The 15965-nt window shown below is 38.8% G+C and carries 16 protein-coding genes; 3 read left to right on the top strand and 13 right to left on the bottom strand.

Annotation, left to right across the window (positions count from 1 at the left end):
- Positions 1-6: 6 nt before the first annotated feature.
- From KI375_RS02300 to KI375_RS02310, 3 genes are read right to left on the bottom strand one after another with little or no spacing between them, the layout of a single operon-like run.
- Positions 7-774, bottom strand: coding sequence for an ABC transporter permease (locus KI375_RS02300; protein WP_212971910.1), 768 nt, complete (start codon positions 772-774; stop codon positions 7-9).
- A complete protein-coding gene (locus KI375_RS02305) occupies positions 771-1661 on the bottom strand; it encodes an ABC transporter ATP-binding protein (RefSeq protein ID WP_212971911.1) in 891 nt (296 codons plus the stop codon). Before KI375_RS02305 ends, KI375_RS02300 begins: the two co-directional genes overlap by 4 nt.
- Positions 1645-1887 (bottom strand): PLDc N-terminal domain-containing protein, encoded by a 243-nt coding sequence (locus KI375_RS02310; RefSeq protein ID WP_212971912.1) that lies wholly within the window; start codon positions 1885-1887, stop codon positions 1645-1647. Before KI375_RS02310 ends, KI375_RS02305 begins: the two co-directional genes overlap by 17 nt.
- Positions 1888-1984: 97 nt before the next feature.
- Here KI375_RS02310 and KI375_RS02315 point away from each other — a divergent pair, with 97 nt between their 5' ends.
- A complete protein-coding gene (locus tag KI375_RS02315) occupies positions 1985-2497 on the top strand; it encodes a helix-turn-helix domain-containing protein (RefSeq protein WP_212971913.1) in 513 nt (170 codons plus the stop codon).
- Between the two features lie 572 nt (positions 2498-3069).
- On the opposite strand, the gene KI375_RS02320 is transcribed toward KI375_RS02315, so the two are convergent.
- Positions 3070-4233, bottom strand: coding sequence for a pyridoxal phosphate-dependent aminotransferase (locus tag KI375_RS02320; protein ID WP_212971914.1), 1164 nt, complete (start codon positions 4231-4233; stop codon positions 3070-3072).
- Positions 4234-4478: 245 nt separating this feature from the next.
- Between KI375_RS02320 and KI375_RS02325 the strand changes: the two genes are divergently transcribed.
- Positions 4479-5261, top strand: a complete 783-nt coding sequence (locus KI375_RS02325) for a carbon-nitrogen family hydrolase (RefSeq protein ID WP_212972016.1) — start codon at positions 4479-4481, stop codon at positions 5259-5261.
- Positions 5262-5308: 47 nt separating this feature from the next.
- On the opposite strand, the gene KI375_RS02330 is transcribed toward KI375_RS02325, so the two are convergent.
- From KI375_RS02330 to KI375_RS02345, 4 genes are all read right to left on the bottom strand, one after another.
- Positions 5309-5794 (bottom strand): hypothetical protein, encoded by a 486-nt coding sequence (locus KI375_RS02330; protein WP_212971915.1) that lies wholly within the window; start codon positions 5792-5794, stop codon positions 5309-5311.
- On the bottom strand, positions 5794-6582 hold the full coding sequence (locus KI375_RS02335) for a DUF3100 domain-containing protein (RefSeq protein ID WP_212971916.1): 789 nt from the start codon (positions 6580-6582) through the stop codon (positions 5794-5796). Before KI375_RS02335 ends, KI375_RS02330 begins: the two co-directional genes overlap by 1 nt.
- Before the next feature lie 15 nt (positions 6583-6597).
- Positions 6598-7851 (bottom strand): M20/M25/M40 family metallo-hydrolase, encoded by a 1254-nt coding sequence (locus KI375_RS02340; RefSeq protein ID WP_212971917.1) that lies wholly within the window; start codon positions 7849-7851, stop codon positions 6598-6600.
- A 130-nt stretch (positions 7852-7981) separates the two neighbouring features.
- The gene (locus KI375_RS02345; protein WP_212971918.1) at positions 7982-9808 is read right to left on the bottom strand and encodes a metallophosphoesterase family protein; all 1827 of its coding nucleotides are present in this window, start codon (positions 9806-9808) and stop codon (positions 7982-7984) included.
- A 197-nt stretch (positions 9809-10005) separates the two neighbouring features.
- Here KI375_RS02345 and KI375_RS02350 point away from each other — a divergent pair, with 197 nt between their 5' ends.
- The gene (locus KI375_RS02350; RefSeq protein ID WP_212971919.1) at positions 10006-10458 is read left to right on the top strand and encodes a YndM family protein; all 453 of its coding nucleotides are present in this window, start codon (positions 10006-10008) and stop codon (positions 10456-10458) included.
- Positions 10459-10689: 231 nt separating this feature from the next.
- Here KI375_RS02350 and hprK read toward each other — a convergent pair whose 3' ends face one another.
- From hprK to KI375_RS02375, 5 genes are all read right to left on the bottom strand, one after another.
- A complete protein-coding gene (gene hprK / locus KI375_RS02355; protein WP_212972017.1) occupies positions 10690-11619 on the bottom strand; it encodes an HPr(Ser) kinase/phosphatase in 930 nt (309 codons plus the stop codon).
- A 474-nt stretch (positions 11620-12093) separates the two neighbouring features.
- On the bottom strand, positions 12094-13242 hold the full coding sequence (locus tag KI375_RS02360) for a GNAT family N-acetyltransferase (RefSeq protein ID WP_212971920.1): 1149 nt from the start codon (positions 13240-13242) through the stop codon (positions 12094-12096).
- A gap of 30 nt (positions 13243-13272) precedes the next feature.
- Positions 13273-13983 (bottom strand): sulfite exporter TauE/SafE family protein, encoded by a 711-nt coding sequence (locus tag KI375_RS02365; protein ID WP_212971921.1) that lies wholly within the window; start codon positions 13981-13983, stop codon positions 13273-13275.
- 185 nt (positions 13984-14168) lie between these two features.
- Complete coding sequence (locus KI375_RS02370) at positions 14169-14771, bottom strand: class I SAM-dependent methyltransferase (RefSeq protein WP_212971922.1); 603 nt, start codon at positions 14769-14771, stop codon at positions 14169-14171.
- 15 nt (positions 14772-14786) lie between these two features.
- Positions 14787-15950, bottom strand: a complete 1164-nt coding sequence (locus KI375_RS02375; protein ID WP_212971923.1) for a DUF6688 domain-containing protein — start codon at positions 15948-15950, stop codon at positions 14787-14789.
- Between the last annotated feature and the right edge of the window lie 15 nt (positions 15951-15965).

Here is a 15965-nt window from a genome sequence, read left to right on the forward strand (position 1 = left end):
CTCCCCCTATACCTGGTTGATGAAAAGTTTAGCTGCATAAACATTGATAGTAATGTAAACGATTGGTGCAATAATTAGCAGGAAATTTGGACTTTCCATTTGGAGAAGCAGACTTTCCGCTAATGTAAGTACACCGCTTGGCAAGAATAATGAAAATGTTTCATTGATGCCCCCTAACAATAGCAAAACAATCGATAATAAAATCGTTGCCACACCAATAAACAACGGATTTTTAATGAGCGTACTAAATAACGCTGCTATGCTTACGATGAAAAAAATCCATAAGCTATAAAATACAAGGAATAATAAGAAATTAGCGATAGAATAATAGCCGAAAAGGTAAATCGTGTAAAAATATGAAACAAATGCACCAATTGAGATACATACCATACTAATAAACCAGTTCCCACAAAGTTTGGCGCTAATATATTCTAAACTTGATACAGGTCTTGTGAAGATAAAGCCTTGAACACCACTGTTTTTTTCATTGGCCATCATACCCATAAAACTAATGATCAGCACGATTAATCCGATTTGATTAAATTGTCCTGAAAAAGTAGCAAGTAAGACTTCATTGGCCTGAGGTTTTGGGGCATTAGGGTCGATCATAATTCCCTCGACACCTCCAAATTGTTTGAGGATAACCTCCATATATTTATCAATTAAAGGCTGTGTCACGCCAAGAATGGTAAAAAATATTGTTAACCAGATAAATTTAATATTTCTAACAGCTTCTAACAGTTCAACTTTTAACATAATGGATATATTTCTCATACTTCTGACACCAACTCTAAAAATATTTTTTCTACATCCTTTTTTTCATATGCCAGAGAATGTATCTGGATATTATGTTGATCAAGCTCTTTCATGAGATGAGAGAAAACGATCGGTTCATTACTCGTGACTAAAAATTCTCCAGCTTTTATTTCTTGCAATACATATGGTTCATTTAGTTGCATGGATGAGTCTATTGATTCGTCTATATTAATTTGGAAATATACTTGTTTCTTATTTACTGTTTCATCATGATTCGTTATATTGCCAATGATTTCTCCATTTTTGATGATGATGTAGCGATCACAAAATTCACTTGCATCATCTAAAATATGAGTCGATATTAGAATCGTCGTGTATGCTTTAAGCTTTTTAATTAAGTTCTTGATTTCATTTCTACCAACTGGGTCAAGCGCAGAAACTGGCTCATCTAAGATTAAAAGCTTTGGACGGTGAAGAATGGCTTGAGCAATCCCTAATCTCTGCTTCATTCCCCCAGATAATTCCTCCACCTTATATTTATTTTTGCCTTTTAAGCCTACTTCTGTGAGAACATTACTGATACTTTGATCAAGATATGCTTTACTTAGACCAGATAAGCTCCCGAAAAATTGCAAAGATTCTTCACAAGTCATCCATTGTTTAAAATCTGTGTTCTGTGACAAGTACCCAATATCGTTCTTATAATTTAAAATGTCTTTTCCATAAAAGGTGATGTCACCGTCCGTATACCTGATGATGCCAGTAATACATTTAATCAATGTGGTTTTACCCGCGCCATTCGGCCCTAATAATCCAATACACTCACCCTCTTCGATATCAAAAGTAATATCCTTTAATATTTTTTTACCTCTAAAAGATTTATTCACATTATGAATGGCGATCATTCTTTAACATTCTCCTTCCAATAATTAGATAAATAATCGGGCCAACGGTATTGAGCAGCAATATGACGATCAGCCAAATGATTGGCTGATTAACTATGTTTCTTCGACGATATAAATCAACTAGTGCAACAGCTAAAAGTAACATGTGTAAAATCAAAATCGGAATGATTAATGGTAAAATAGCACTCCAATCCAAATCATATAAAACACTAATATCTGTGTTCATAAAGGTAACCTCCCTATAATTATCATTGTTGATAATGATAATTATAGTGTACATTTTACTGAAAATCAATTATTATTATAAGAAAGAGGTGAAAGATATGGAGTTTGGTTTATTTAAAAATCAGACACGTTTTAAAATAGCATTAGAATTAATCGATAAAAAAGAAGGTTTATCGATTATGCAATTAAATCAATTATTAGAAGATATTTCCCAGGCAACGTTATATAGACAAGTAAATGGTATGTTTGAAGACGGGTTATTAACAATTGTGAGAAAAAAGAAAACACGTTCAGGAGAAGAGAATTTCTATGCCTTAAAAACAACGGGTTATAAAATAAGTGAGGAAGAATGGAATCAAGCTACTTATGATGAAAAGGTCAATTTCATAACTTATTATTATATGTATGTACTAAACACCTATCAAAATTATCACAAAACGCTTGAAAATAAAAACGACCATTCCACTTTCTCCATCTCCAAATTAAATTTAGGAGAAGCTGAATTTGAGAACTTTCAATCAGATCTTAACCAGCTGTTAACGAAATATTACAATGAAGGACAACATAAAAATGATAGAGAAAGAACCATTTCATTAGTTATTATTCCATAATATTATTATGGCTTTTTCAATATCGACGTCTTCCCTTTCCGTTAATACAAGTCCATCCCCCTTTTGGCCGCTCTATAGAGTGGAGTGGGCGCTCTGAATGGTTCATTTTTCAGGAACTGTCAGCAGATGTTGCTCGTCTTCCTTTGGAATTGGAAAAATACCTATTAGCCGTTAGAAGCACTTTATTAGCCATTATGTGCAGGCTATTTGCCGTTACGAAGACTCTATTAGCCATTATGTGCAGGCTATTTGCCGTTACGAGACTCTATTAGCCGTTATGTGCAGGCTATTTGCCGTTATAAGACTCTATTAGCCGTTATGTGCAGGCTATTTGCCGTTACGAAGACTCTATTAGCCGTTATGTGCAGGCTATTTGCCGTTACGAAGACTCTATTAGCCGTTATGTGCAGGCTATTTGCCGTTACGAAGACTCTATTAGCCGTTATGTGCAGGCTATTTGCCGTTACGAAGACTCTATTAGCCGTTAGGAAGTTTCTATTAGTCATCACACTGCTTTTACCTTATTTCTAGGCAGTCGTAAAAAACCCTTTGCCTTGGCAAAGAGTTTTCCATTAAAATATATTCAATTCCTCAATTCGGCGAATAGCCTCTCTTAGCCGTTCTTCCTCGACTAGTAAACCAACACGTACATATCCTTCACCGAATGCACCAAAGCCATTACCGGGAGCAACCGCTACGTCGGCTTGTTCCAATAATAAGTCGGCAAATCCTTCACTCGTATAACCATCAGCTATAGGGAGCCAGGCAAAAAAGGAACCTTGTGGTGCCGTTACGTCCCATCCAATACGCTGGCATTCTTCTATTAGAGCGTTACGGCGGCCTTCATACAGAGCAACTAACTCTGATACACAGTCTTGTGATCCCGATAGAGCGGCCACTGCCGCATGCTGAACAGCTGGGAACAAACTAACAAAGAGATGATCTTGAATCAAATTGATCGCCTCAATCATTTCCGCATTTCCAACCGCAAAGCCGATACGCCACCCTGCCATATTGTACGTCTTCGATAAGGTATACATTTCAATGCCTACATCCTTTGCCCCTTCAGCCTGCAAGAAACTAATTGGTTTTTGATCGTCAAAGCCAATTGCCCCATAAGCAAAATCGTGAGAGACAGCGATATTGTGTTCCTTGGCAAACGCTACAGTTTTTTCAAAAAAGGCTAAGTCGGCTACCGCTCCTGTTGGGTTATTCGGATAATTGATATACAGAAGCTTTGCTTGCTCTTTGAGATGATCTGGAAGTACAGCATAATCAGGCAGAAACTGATTTTCCGTTAATAATGGTATTGTTTCAAATTGAACATCTGCCAACTTCACTCCAGATAGATAATCTGGATAACCAGGATCAGGTAATAACATCAGATCTCCCGGATCCAAAATAGCTAGTGGCAATTCGACTAAACCACTCTTTGCTCCAAAGAGGATGGCCACTTCTGACTCAGGATCAATGTCCACATTGTGTTCTCGCTTATAAAAATCTGCAGCCACCTCTTTTAATTCCTTTAACCCTCTAAAAGGCGAATATCTATGAGTCACTGGATCTTCTACAGATCTTTGTAAAGCTTTGACAATATGGGGAGGTGTCGGCTGATCCGGGTTCCCTTGTCCCAAATTAATAATATCCCTTCCCTCTGCCTTGGCTTTTTCTACCTTTTGCACAAGTGCAGCGAAGAACTGTTTAGGGAGATTTTGCATTTTGCGTGAAAGTTTCATTGTTTCCTCCTCTTATACTTATAATAGTGTTCAAAAAAGCAGCGCTGCGGATCTGCTAACGCCGTCACTCACTTTTTACCATTGAAACATCGGAGTCATTTGGATTTCGATGGGAAGTCTGCCTTCAACAACAAGAAACGTTGATAAGTCATTTTTACCAGACTTTTTGAATATTCTCAAATAGTTGCAATTCTAAGCCAAATCTTATAGTCTTTAAGTCAACTTGTCTAGGGGTGTGATGTATGATGAAAATTGGATGCATTCAACTGGATGTCGCCTTTTCTGATCCGAAAAGGAATTTTACTGAAGTGGAAAAGTTAGTTCGAGCAGCCGTTGCACAAGGAGCTGAACTTGTCGTCCTGCCTGAATTCTGGAATACAGGCTTTGATTTGCCTCATCTTGAGGAATTAGCGGACCAAGATGGAATACAAACAAAGAGCCTCCTATCCAAACTTTCTAAGGAATTAAACGTTCACATTGTTGGCGGATCGGTCGCTACGAAAAAAAATGAGCATTTTTATAATACGATGTATGTCTACTCCAATCGGGGTGAATTAGTCAGCGAATATGATAAAGCTCACCTTTTCCAATTAATGGATGAACATTTATATTTGCATGCTGGAGATAGCTTGAATCGATTTTCCTTAGATGAAATCGAAGCGGGCGGCGTGATTTGCTATGACATTCGTTTCCCCGAATGGCTGCGAGCCCATGCTCTTGCTGGCGCCAGTGTCTTATTCGTCCCCGCTCAATGGCCAAAACAACGCGTCGATCATTGGAAAGTGTTATTACAAGCACGGGCGATTGAAAATCAATGTTTTGTGATTGCCGTCAACCGGCGAGGAAATGACCCTAATAATGAATTTAACGGCCATTCAATGATTATTGAACCATGGGGTAATGTACTTTGGACAGGAGCAGAAGATGAAGAGCTTGCGGTAATTGATGTCGATTTTTCAATTGTAGATGAAATCAGAGAACGAATTCCCGTCTATGAAGATAGACGGCCAGAACTATATAGGGCCTGACCCCCGCTGTGATAAAGTATTAACGCGACGGGGGTCAGGCCCCGGGTTTATTTTCCTGATATAAATAAGCCGAACTGAGCAAGTAGGGCGCTGCCTAAATAAGTTCCTGTGAAAACAAATACGGCGACAATCGCAACTTTCCAGGAGGTTTTTCGCAGGTCGACTAGGCGATCGGCAACCGAAATCCCTGCAAAGGTTAAGATCGGTGTGGTGATGGATAGAAAGTCGACAGCGGCGATTGCTTGTACAAAGAAGTCTGAAACCAAACATAGAACTAAGGAAACGATTGATACCCAACCAAGAATTGGGAAGTCACGAATGATTTTTACAGGTACCTTTTGCATAATGTCTGAGATCAGAATACCAATCATCGAAAAGGCCCAAAGCACCACCAATCCGGTAATGGTCATCATCGTGATTGGTGTCGATTCTGGATCTTTTAGGAGCTTAATTTCTTGAGTAAAAAGAATCAATGCAACACTAAGCAGAAGGACAAGACTAAGCTTTATATATTTATTTGATAATTTCTCCATTATTTATCCCCCCTGATAAAGAGTCCATACATGAACTTTTGCAGTGGGGCAGCTAGAAACACCATTGTGAAGGTTCCTAAGAAACTTGTTAATAGTTGACTAGCAGAGGCATAGGCTCGAATGGTCTCCCCTAGTTCCGGCATGCGCGCTACTAATGTTGAGGAAGCGGCCGTCATCATACTTCCTGAACCAACCCCTGACGCCATAGCGAGCGCTTCGACCCGGAAGCCCACATCTAATAGAAAGGGTGCAAAGATACTAAAGAAGATCGCACCGAACAATGTACCAATAATATAAAGAGAAAGTACCCCTCTTCCTTCAGGTGATTCCAATGTATATTTTTCAGAGATATAAGCAAGTTCCCCTTCTCGTCCGATTCCAAGTGTTGCACCAATCGCCTCTCTTCTCAAACCAATTAAAAGGGCAATCGGGAGACCTAAAACAACAGTACCCAGATTTCCGACTTCCTGAATTAGGAATACCCAGCCGATACTCAAAATTTCTTTTAATTTTGGTGCAACATCTGCGCCATACCTTGCCATCAAAGGCAACATAATAAAAATTAAATACTTACTCGCAAAGTTCACATTTTCTTTACTATATATTTTCTTTAGAATGCCTTTTCTGAAAATTTGAATTCCCAAAATCATGGTAATAATAATAGCAAAAACAAGTGGCAAAAAGCCGATAGTAAACTTACCAATTGGGATAGATTGAAAGCCAATACCTTCCGCAATCGCAATTACGACCATTACAAAAATCAGTAAAAACAGAAAATTCCTTTTCATGATGCCACTCCCCTGTTAGTCTACAATTGTCTGAATTAGTGCTTCATATTCGGCAAATGAACGCCTATATAACTGATTTTTGTCTATTTTCCCATTCATATACTTAAAAACTTGGGATAAAAATTCAGGGAAAATTTCAAATAGAAACTCTTGATCAATATCGATAAAGTCATCCCCATGGATCGTACCCGTAAAACCGCTATGACCGATTTGAATACAAGGAATCATAAAGGATAAATCACCAATATCTCCCCCTGCACTAATTGCATTATTGTCAAGGAGAACATCAATTTTCTCATTTTGTTCAAACGTTTCTCTTACGAACTCTGAAAGATAACGATGCTGTTTGAAAGGGAGATAACCCATTTGTGTTTGGATATCAACTTCCCCCTGAAGGGCGATCGCACTTCCCTTTGCTGCATCGTCTAATTTTATAGCCGCTTCTTTGATATAATCAACAGATTGCGCCCGTAAATCAGTCCCGACGACGATTTGATTAGGAATCACATTTGTCGACATATCCGATTCCATCACGATCGGATTAATCCGCACCATTTCTCGTTCATTCATCTGCTGTCTCGCTAAGCCAACCGCTACATTAAACAGGGTTGACATGCTATAAGCATTTTTCGAAGAGAATGGGTCAAAGCCTGCATGGGTTGCCTTTCCTTTAAATTCATAATATTTATAGAGGAAACCTGCTAAAGCCGTATTAATATCGATCGTTCTTTTATCAAACTCTCCCCCGATAGCATGAACACAAACCGCACAATCAATATCATCAAACACACCAAGTCGCATCGCTTCCGGTTTCCCGCCGTAATAAGAGATAGTTCCATTTTTCAAAAGCTCGTCCCGATAACGAAGATCCAAATATTCCTCTGCCGGCACAAAAACAAACACAAGCTGATAATCAAAGTCCTCATAAACCTTTGACTGATATAAATACTTATAAAGGGCTAATGCTATTGCTACTTGCGTATAATGACCACAATTATGAGCAGCACCTGTATTAGGATCCGCGTTTCGGTGAGTCGGCGCGTAGACGGCATCTAATTCTGCTATAAAAGCAATTTTTAGCTCCTTGCCTTCCCCTAGACTAGTACGGAATCCTGTTGTGCTAAACTCTTCTAAAGTTAGCTCAGAATTAATCTTTTTTAAAAAGCTTACGATTGTTTCTTTTGTTTTGAATTCTTTATAACCCAATTCAGGATTATCGAAAATTTTCTCAGCTATTTGTTTAATTTCCTCATACTGTGTATTAAACATCTAGATGACCTCCTTGATGACTTTTTCATTATACACCAAAAACACGAATGAACAAATTAAAATATAAAATATTATTCGTATATATAGTTATATATCACGAAAATAAAGACTTCCCTTCTCTAACGTTCGATTAATCTTCATAGGGAATAAACCGATAATTCATTGTACCCTTATGAAGTGTTAAAAGCCCTTGTCCTAAAATATTGCCTTGTTCAGGTCCAACATATCCCTTCGAAGCCCCGTTTCCAGTAATCATATACTCCACACCATTAAGTGTCCATTGCCGAAGCACATGAAGATGTCCGAATAAAACTAGAATAGAAATTGATGGCCTTTTTTCCTTATATTGGCTTAACATTCCCTCTAGTTTCCTAGCGTCTTGTGAATCCATTTGATGGGCTGTGCCAAAATCATCTCTTGTTGGAACATGAGTCACAATAATCACATTCGGCTTCTGATTATTATTCAATAATTTTTGTAAATAATGAAATTGAGTAGAATCCGATACCGTGATACTTTGATCAAAGGCAGAATGTAAAAACACAAATAGAGTGTTTCCATATTCCATATGATAAGTTGGTGAACCAAACTTTTCCCTATATAAATCTAAATTTCCCTGAAATGCTTCATGATTACCAGGTGTCATGAAAACCGAGATCTTCTTCTCCATGTTTGCGAAAATGAGTGGCAGGTTTTGATATTCAGCTTCTGATGCCTGGTCCACGATATCGCCCATGTGAATAATAAAGGCAGGTTCTCTACTTGCAGCCAAATGAAAAGCCTTCATCCCACAATCAAAAGAATGAGTATCAGGGATAACCACTACTTCCTGCTTCCCTTTTGGTTTTGGTAATGTTTGAATGTGAAACTTCCGCAACAGGGGTTCGGCATGATTTCCTGCACAGTCTTTTGCCGTTATCTGCAGCATATGCTCACCATTCACCAATTTATTTACAGGCAAGCCGTACCCCCAACCTGTCTCCATATCAAAATAAACTTCTAGCCTTTCCTCATCGACCAACACTTCAATGGAGTCTGGATCCACTCCTGACTTTTGATCGCTTAAATGAAAAGTGATACGTGGTGTTTCAGTTCTTTCCACCACTGTACCCACGGGTGTAACTTGTGAAAGAATCGGGGGATCTAAATCAGGACTTAAATCAATTTTATAAGTTCGGTCCACACATGGTAGAGAATGATTTCCTGCATAGTCCATTGCTTCTACATGAATATGGTAATCGCCCTTCTCGACTTCTTGAAACGAGTATTCAATGTATTGGTTATTCCGATCATAAATAGCATCTACTCGTTCGCCATTCACGTTCATTCGGATCGAATTCGGATCTACCCCCGTTTGCAAATCCACTACTTTAGTTGAAAAAGTAAAACGATCTTTGTAAATTACTGGTGAACTTGGATGAATATCATAGAATTCGGGACCTACTAGATCTTCTGAATCGTCATAAACAAAACGAATATGATCCAAATATAGATAACCTGTATATTCTTTCTGGCCTTGAAGTTCCTTATTCAGCTCTACAGCATAAATTTGTTCAAGCCGTAATGGGAAAGCCCATTGAGGATCAATCGCCGCATCAACGTATTTCCAGCCCGTCCAATCGATATTCCCATTCGTTAAATTCAGCCATTTTCGCTCACCATTCCCATCCAGCAACGTCGCTCGTAACCATGGTGAATAGCCATCTCCATAAACCCATACGCTAAGTTTTTCAGATTTTCTTTCCGTTATAAGGCTTTCTTTAAAGCGAATATACATTGCCCCATTTCCAGATTGCCAGCCGCCAAAATGGTAATCAAGCTTTAAACTATATTGCCCAAATTTAGCTTTCTCCCTACTTAAGGATAGGCCGTAACTTGAAACAAATTGATGGTTCGTTAAATAACGTGTTCTATCCCCATGATCAAAGTCATCCAGTATTTTTGACTTTTCAACCAACAACCCTTCACTCCTTATTTTGTTCCAAATGTCGAAGACGAAACCTCTAGACTATTTTAAGCCTTATTCTGATCTATTTTCCACTATTTTTTAAAAGAGAGATTATATATGCGACTAGATGAGCGTCACCGTTTTTAAATTTGGTGAATAGAAAAGGGACTCCCTTGTAAAGATAACGCTGAAGGAGTTGAGGCTATATGGACCATTTAAAAGCGATTACTATTAAATTTTTAGCAAGCTTGGCCCTCTTATATATGATTTTAGGGATGTTTTATGGAATGTCATTTGGCAATGTATTTCTTATTACCTTAACACTAGGGGTTGTTTCTTATTTAATTGGGGATTTGTTCATTTTACCCAGAACCAATAACAGTATCGCGACAGCGGCAGATTTCGGCCTTTCCTTGTTTGTCATCTGGGTGATGAGCATGGCCTTAACTACTGGAGCAAATTTATTCATGATGTCTTTTATTGCTGCTGTAGGCATAACCATCATTGAATATTTTTTCCATAAACTTATGGACTCTGAAATAATAGAGGAAGAGGAAAACCGTCTAAACACCCCTCCGAGAAATATGCAATACCAAACAGAGGCCTCTGAAGAGCTCAATGATGTAGAGGAAGATGAACAAAATAGTAAAAAAGAGTAATGGAGATCCAATAAGGCTGGGCCAAAAAGTGTTTTCACAAAAAAAGCGAACTACTAGGGGGCATTACCCCGCTACGGAAATATACTTCGTCTTGTCAACAGGAGTCTACGTATATTTCCTCTGCTAAGGTAATTCGCGGTTCGTCTTTGAGGCTTACCATTTTAATTATGACTCAGCCTATTTACTCCTTGTTGACGGTAGTAGACACTTTGGTCAGCCTTCATTACATAGCTATTGTTTTCCTGTGTCTTGTGTTTCTGGATCAATTCTTTGAATGAATTCTTCTGCTGCACTATATCCTTGTTGCATTAAGTACCAATTATTCGCAGCCGCTTCAATTAACCCGGCTACATCTCGACCAGGCTGAAGTTGGATTTCCACATGGGGTACACGAACGCCCATATATTCCTTAAATTTCTGATCGACTTCTAGCTCATTGTTTAAAGCATTACCTTCCCATTTTGTTAATTCTATATCCAAGGAAATTCTTGTTTCGTCTTGAAAAGCTCTTCGCCCATATAAGCGCACAACATTTAATAAACCAATACTGCGCAACGCCAAAAATTCTCGATTCGTTTCATTATGAGTACCTAATAGAGTCTGCGGGCTTAGCTTTTTCAACACGACTATATCATCTGCAATCAAGCGATGGCCCCTGCCAATCAGCGTGTGTGCCGTTTCGCTTTTCCCAACTCCAGATTTCCCGCGCAATAAAATCCCCATACCCGAAACATTAAGGCAAACACCATGGATTGCAATTTCTTCCGCAAGCGTTTTGGTTAAGAAACTATCTATTTTGGCGACAAACTCTGGTGCGCTCTCAGGAGTACGCAATAACGGAATACCTTCCTGATCACAAAAGCGCTTTAAATATTTTAAGCCATCCAATTGATCTGTCACGATAAAACAAGGTGGATGATATTTCACCACATTGCCAATTCGCAGCTTTCTTTCCTCTTGGGTCAGACTATGTAGATAGGTTACTTCTTTTTCACTTAATATTTGTACTTGTTCCATTGGGAAAAAGTCAAAAAACCCGATAAACTCTAGGCCTGGACAATGCGTTTTTGGCTTTGTAACTGGCCGATTCAGTTGACTCGCTCCCGCTAAAACAGCTAACGAAAACCTTCGTACCAAATGTTCAACTGTAATTGATTCCACCTTAAATGACACTCTCCGTCCCTTTTACTTTCACCTATATAGTGCGTGTTCAAAAAAGAGGATAAAAAGGACCAAGTCGGCGACTACGCTGACGTCCTGTCAGCAACACCGACACTAGTACATCCTGTACGTCAAAAGTTCGATGCGGCGCAGCCTTGAGCTGCGGACATGCACAGGATGTGCTGACTTCTATGTTGCCCACAGGACGTGGGCAGTTTTAGTAGAAGATCCTTATCCTGATACATGAGCAACGGTGAGGCAAGCCAACAAAGAAATTCGAAGTGTCATTTTTACCAGACTTTTTGAACATCCTTTATAAAGTTCAATATTATTATCCATATTAACATGAAACCGTTCTATATAATGTGACTATGCTGTGTCAATTAGAATGAACTCTTACTGTACATTGCAGGACTACAGGTAGGGCAGCAAAACGCCGCTCTATTTACCTGTTGAATGCCCCGTTGAATATGATTAGAAAAAGTCTGGGAAATAAGTACTTTGGTTTGGAATCATGGTTTCTAGCTGTGCAAGTTGAGTCTGACTACCTTGTATAGCCTCCACTTCAACCAGCTCTGTGACTGTTTTATACCCCAGCATAAGGGCGGATAATTGATTAATTGTCAATTCGATCGCCTTTTCCTTATCACTTCCATCTATCTTCCTTACTCCAGATGCAGATAATGCAAAGACACCGTCATTCCACGGGGCAACAGGGTCCTTTACCCTTAATGTTAGTGATGTATGATCTTTAGATGACCAAGTAAACTGCTGTAAATACTGCTCGACATCAACAATCCTCGCCATAAAATAAGGAGATACCTCCATCTGCACACGTGGATTTTTCATAATATAAGGTAATGGCTCAGAAAGGGAGGTCGAGATTTCCACTTTTTCTATCATCGAATCATGCTGGCCAATAAACGCCCATAACCCCTTTCTAGCTTCATGACTAAGAGCAATAAATTCAGCCACCTTCATTTTACTTTCCTTGACGGAATAAAGAAGATATCCTTCCGGTTTTCCATTTGATGAATAGTGGATAGCTGGAGTCCAAGATTGTAAGTGATCGAGCCACCAGGTTTGCTCACGAACAAGCATCCCAGAATAGCGTTCACTATACGCTTCATAAACATTCTGCAGATCAGGATGGTAGGTTTTTTTTGGGAGACGAGCGATCCTCCCTTGGCTTTCAGGGATAGATAAATCCGCTGTTGCTATGGTCAGATTACGCACATCCGAGAAAATCTCCCAACCAAATTTCCGGTAAAAATCAATCGAAAAAGGATGGAGATAGGATAATAACTGCCCTTTTTCCTTCATCACTTCCAAAGCAGCTGTCATCAATCCTCGAATATGCCCTTTTCTGCGATATTCAGGATAGGAAGCTACACCTGCAATCCCTCCCATCGGAATCTGTTTGCCTTGCTGATACACCTCAAGCGGAAGAATTTGCAATTTAGATGCTAATTTCCCTCCCTCAAAAATACCGAGAATATGCTGATTCGCCATTTTTTCATTTTTCTTCTCCATTTCTTCAGCCGAAAGTTCATATTGAAAAGCATACATGGATAAATGAGCGACTTCATCATAATGCTCAGATGTTAAATTTACAATATTCATTTATAATCTCCCCTAACTTTGTAATAAGTCTTAACGAGCAATAAGCAAATAAACCCCTGTAAATAACAAAATAATATAGGTGAAAATCCGAAAATAGCGTTGGTTGATCCAACGGTATAAAATTTGCCCAAAAAACAGGCCTATAAATACAAGCGGTAAAGCTCCAACACTCGAAATCCAGACCGTTTGATTTGTCCCAACAAATATCACCTGAATTAGTAAACTAATGAGATAGATAAAGAGATAAAAAGCTAAGGTTGTCCCTCTTAATTTTTCCTTCTCTGTATCCGTTCCCGAGAAATAAAGTAAAAGAGGCGGACCAGGCATGCCAATACTCGTTGTTAACGTTCCTGATAAACCGCCTGCTATAAAATCTCTCGGTTTTGTCCGTGCAATGCGAAGATTCATAACCAAAAGCAAAGTTAAAAGCAAAATAATGACACTTACTCCCAATTTTAGCCGGGGAATATCCACAAATAAAAAGATAAGTAATCCTACAGGGAGCCCTACAATACTGCCGATTACAAATCTTTTTATAATTTGAAAGTCGATATCCTTTCGAATCTTTCTAATTAATGCACAAGAAATGATAAGCGATAAAATTAAATTAATTTGGATAGCTTCCATAGGAGAATAGAGCAAAAGTAAGAATGGTGTAGCCAAAATGGAAAATCCGAAACCCGTACTTGTTTGTAAAATAGAAGCAAATACAATAATGATTACAAAGAGAAATATATCCAAAAAAACACCTATTTCCTACATCTGATTCTTCCTATTTTAGCATAGCGGGAAAGGGGGCTAAATGTAAAGATCCAGAATTTTTAAAAGGAAAGTTCAGATGCGTAGAAGCAACCAAGTTTCCTCTTAAAAAAGCAAAAGAAAAAGGTCCTAATCTTACTGGATAAGACCCTTCTCTTCTTTTAATATTAGATCCGATAAATTAGAAATCGCTCGTTCTTATTCTGTTCATACCAATCTACCACTTGTATTTCTTTCAACATTTCAAAGGAAGTATGAGTCTCCAAAAATTCAAGATAATCTAAGGACGGATAATATAGAATGAGATCAACAGAACGCGGATGTTGTTTCACTGACGTTAGGATCTGACCAACAACTTTTTTAAAAATATGAACAGCAAATGGATTAAAAAAGTAAAAGCAATGATCCCGGGAGTGCACCTGATACGTCTCCGCGGGGCAACATGTAAATTGAATATGATCAAGTGCCCCTTCAGTTCTCTCTCGATAACGACCTAGATTGGCCTCCGCTTCATCACAGCGCTTCTTACTCACCTCTATCCCCGTCCCCGACAGCCCAAAACGATGATGGAGATAAAATAAAAGGCGCCCCTTCCCACAACCATAATCAACAAGATGAATCATCCTGCTTGATTCATATTCACGAAAAAGCGTGTCAAGTGCCTGGTAAGGTGTTGCTTCATAGGGATGATATTGCGCTAAATGAAGAGACCAATCCTGTATGCCCGTCGTCTCAACACCAAGCAAGTGATCATACTCTTGTTCATTCACGAAAAAAACTCCTCATTATTTTTTGGGAAATATACGCTCCCGAGCGCCACTATATTGGACATGAATGCGATTTTCAGGCTTAACATCCACTATATAGAGAATAATTAAGAAAAACCATTCAAGTGGCTTCATCAACAAATAAACGAGATCAGCCGACCATTTTGCCCGGATATGTTTACTAATAGGGTAGCCGTAATGATCATACATACGGCGAATAGGCTTATGGACTTTTGGAATATATTCCTCTAGCAAATGTTCAAATGCATTTGCAATTAACAACTGGCGGTTCACTACTATTCTTGATCCATGACGAATCCCCATACGAATGGGCTTCACCAAGCTTGCATGCCCCGTAGCGGAGACAGTACATAAATAATGGCCATCTCCTGGTACCATCTCCGGAGGGGGAGCCGGGATCTGAGAAAGCCGAAAACTGCTTGTCTCCAAAAAGGCTTGGATAGAACTATCTGGACGTTGTCCCAATAGTACTAAAACAAGTTGAATCACCAAAAATACCGGGAAGAGAAAAAGAGCCCATACTCGAGGGATTTTTTGGTAATGATTAGTAACACGCAAAAGAAAAGCTATAAAAGCATTGGGATGTTCAGTCCCTTGCTCTGCTTGAACCATTATGAAAGATTGCATTGACTCATTCAGTTTTGCAATATAGAGGAAACTAAGTGATCCCAAGCCAATTTGCAGCAAAATAATCCCTAGTGAATCAATTAGATCTGTATATAAAAATCCAGTATGCAGCAAATATACAATCGTAAATAAGATCAATATAAGTAACAAAACACATTGAATCATATATAAAATAGGAGAAAGATTAACCTTCTTAGTATTTAACAGCCAATAAGCGATCATGCTCAAACATAGGAAGATAAACAAGGTAAAGACATGATGCCCTGAAAGGGAGGCATATCCGTTCAAGAACATGCCATTTTGTTCATATACCTTTAAGGGTTCTCCACCAGGCATACCGTGACTATCGAAGAAAAGACCTAAGGCCAAAATGCAAAAGATGCCCAGAAAACTTAATCCTTCGATTCTCCTGGCTCTAGTCTTCTTGTTCTCACTCATCTTAGCGAATGATCTCGGGAAAAAACTATAAACCATTTTGGTACATGCATAGACCGGTATGGCGATAACACCTAAAATAAAAATCCAGAAAAGCATAAATACCAACCCCAA

It is taken from the genome of Bacillus sp. J14TS2 (assembly GCF_018333015.1).
Classification (GTDB): domain Bacteria; phylum Bacillota; class Bacilli; order Bacillales; family Bacillaceae_C; genus Lederbergia.

Excerpts from the sequence above, each read along its gene's own strand:
- KI375_RS02300 (WP_212971910.1), bottom strand. The coding sequence starts at position 774 with ATGAGAAATATATCCATTATGTTAAAAGTTGAACTGTTAGAAGCTGTT.
- KI375_RS02305 (WP_212971911.1), bottom strand. The coding sequence starts at position 1,661 with ATGATCGCCATTCATAATGTGAATAAATCTTTTAGAGGTAAAAAAATA.
- KI375_RS02310 (WP_212971912.1), bottom strand. The coding sequence starts at position 1,887 with ATGAACACAGATATTAGTGTTTTATATGATTTGGATTGGAGTGCTATT.
- KI375_RS02315 (WP_212971913.1), top strand. The coding sequence starts at position 1,985 with ATGGAGTTTGGTTTATTTAAAAATCAGACACGTTTTAAAATAGCATTA.
- KI375_RS02320 (WP_212971914.1), bottom strand. The coding sequence starts at position 4,233 with ATGAAACTTTCACGCAAAATGCAAAATCTCCCTAAACAGTTCTTCGCT.
- KI375_RS02325 (WP_212972016.1), top strand. The coding sequence starts at position 4,479 with ATGAAAATTGGATGCATTCAACTGGATGTCGCCTTTTCTGATCCGAAA.
- KI375_RS02330 (WP_212971915.1), bottom strand. The coding sequence starts at position 5,794 with ATGGAGAAATTATCAAATAAATATATAAAGCTTAGTCTTGTCCTTCTG.
- KI375_RS02335 (WP_212971916.1), bottom strand. The coding sequence starts at position 6,582 with ATGAAAAGGAATTTTCTGTTTTTACTGATTTTTGTAATGGTCGTAATT.
- KI375_RS02340 (WP_212971917.1), bottom strand. The coding sequence starts at position 7,851 with ATGTTTAATACACAGTATGAGGAAATTAAACAAATAGCTGAGAAAATT.
- KI375_RS02350 (WP_212971919.1), top strand. The coding sequence starts at position 10,006 with ATGGACCATTTAAAAGCGATTACTATTAAATTTTTAGCAAGCTTGGCC.
- KI375_RS02360 (WP_212971920.1), bottom strand. The coding sequence starts at position 13,242 with ATGAATATTGTAAATTTAACATCTGAGCATTATGATGAAGTCGCTCAT.
- KI375_RS02375 (WP_212971923.1), bottom strand. The coding sequence starts at position 15,950 with ATGCTTTTCTGGATTTTTATTTTAGGTGTTATCGCCATACCGGTCTAT.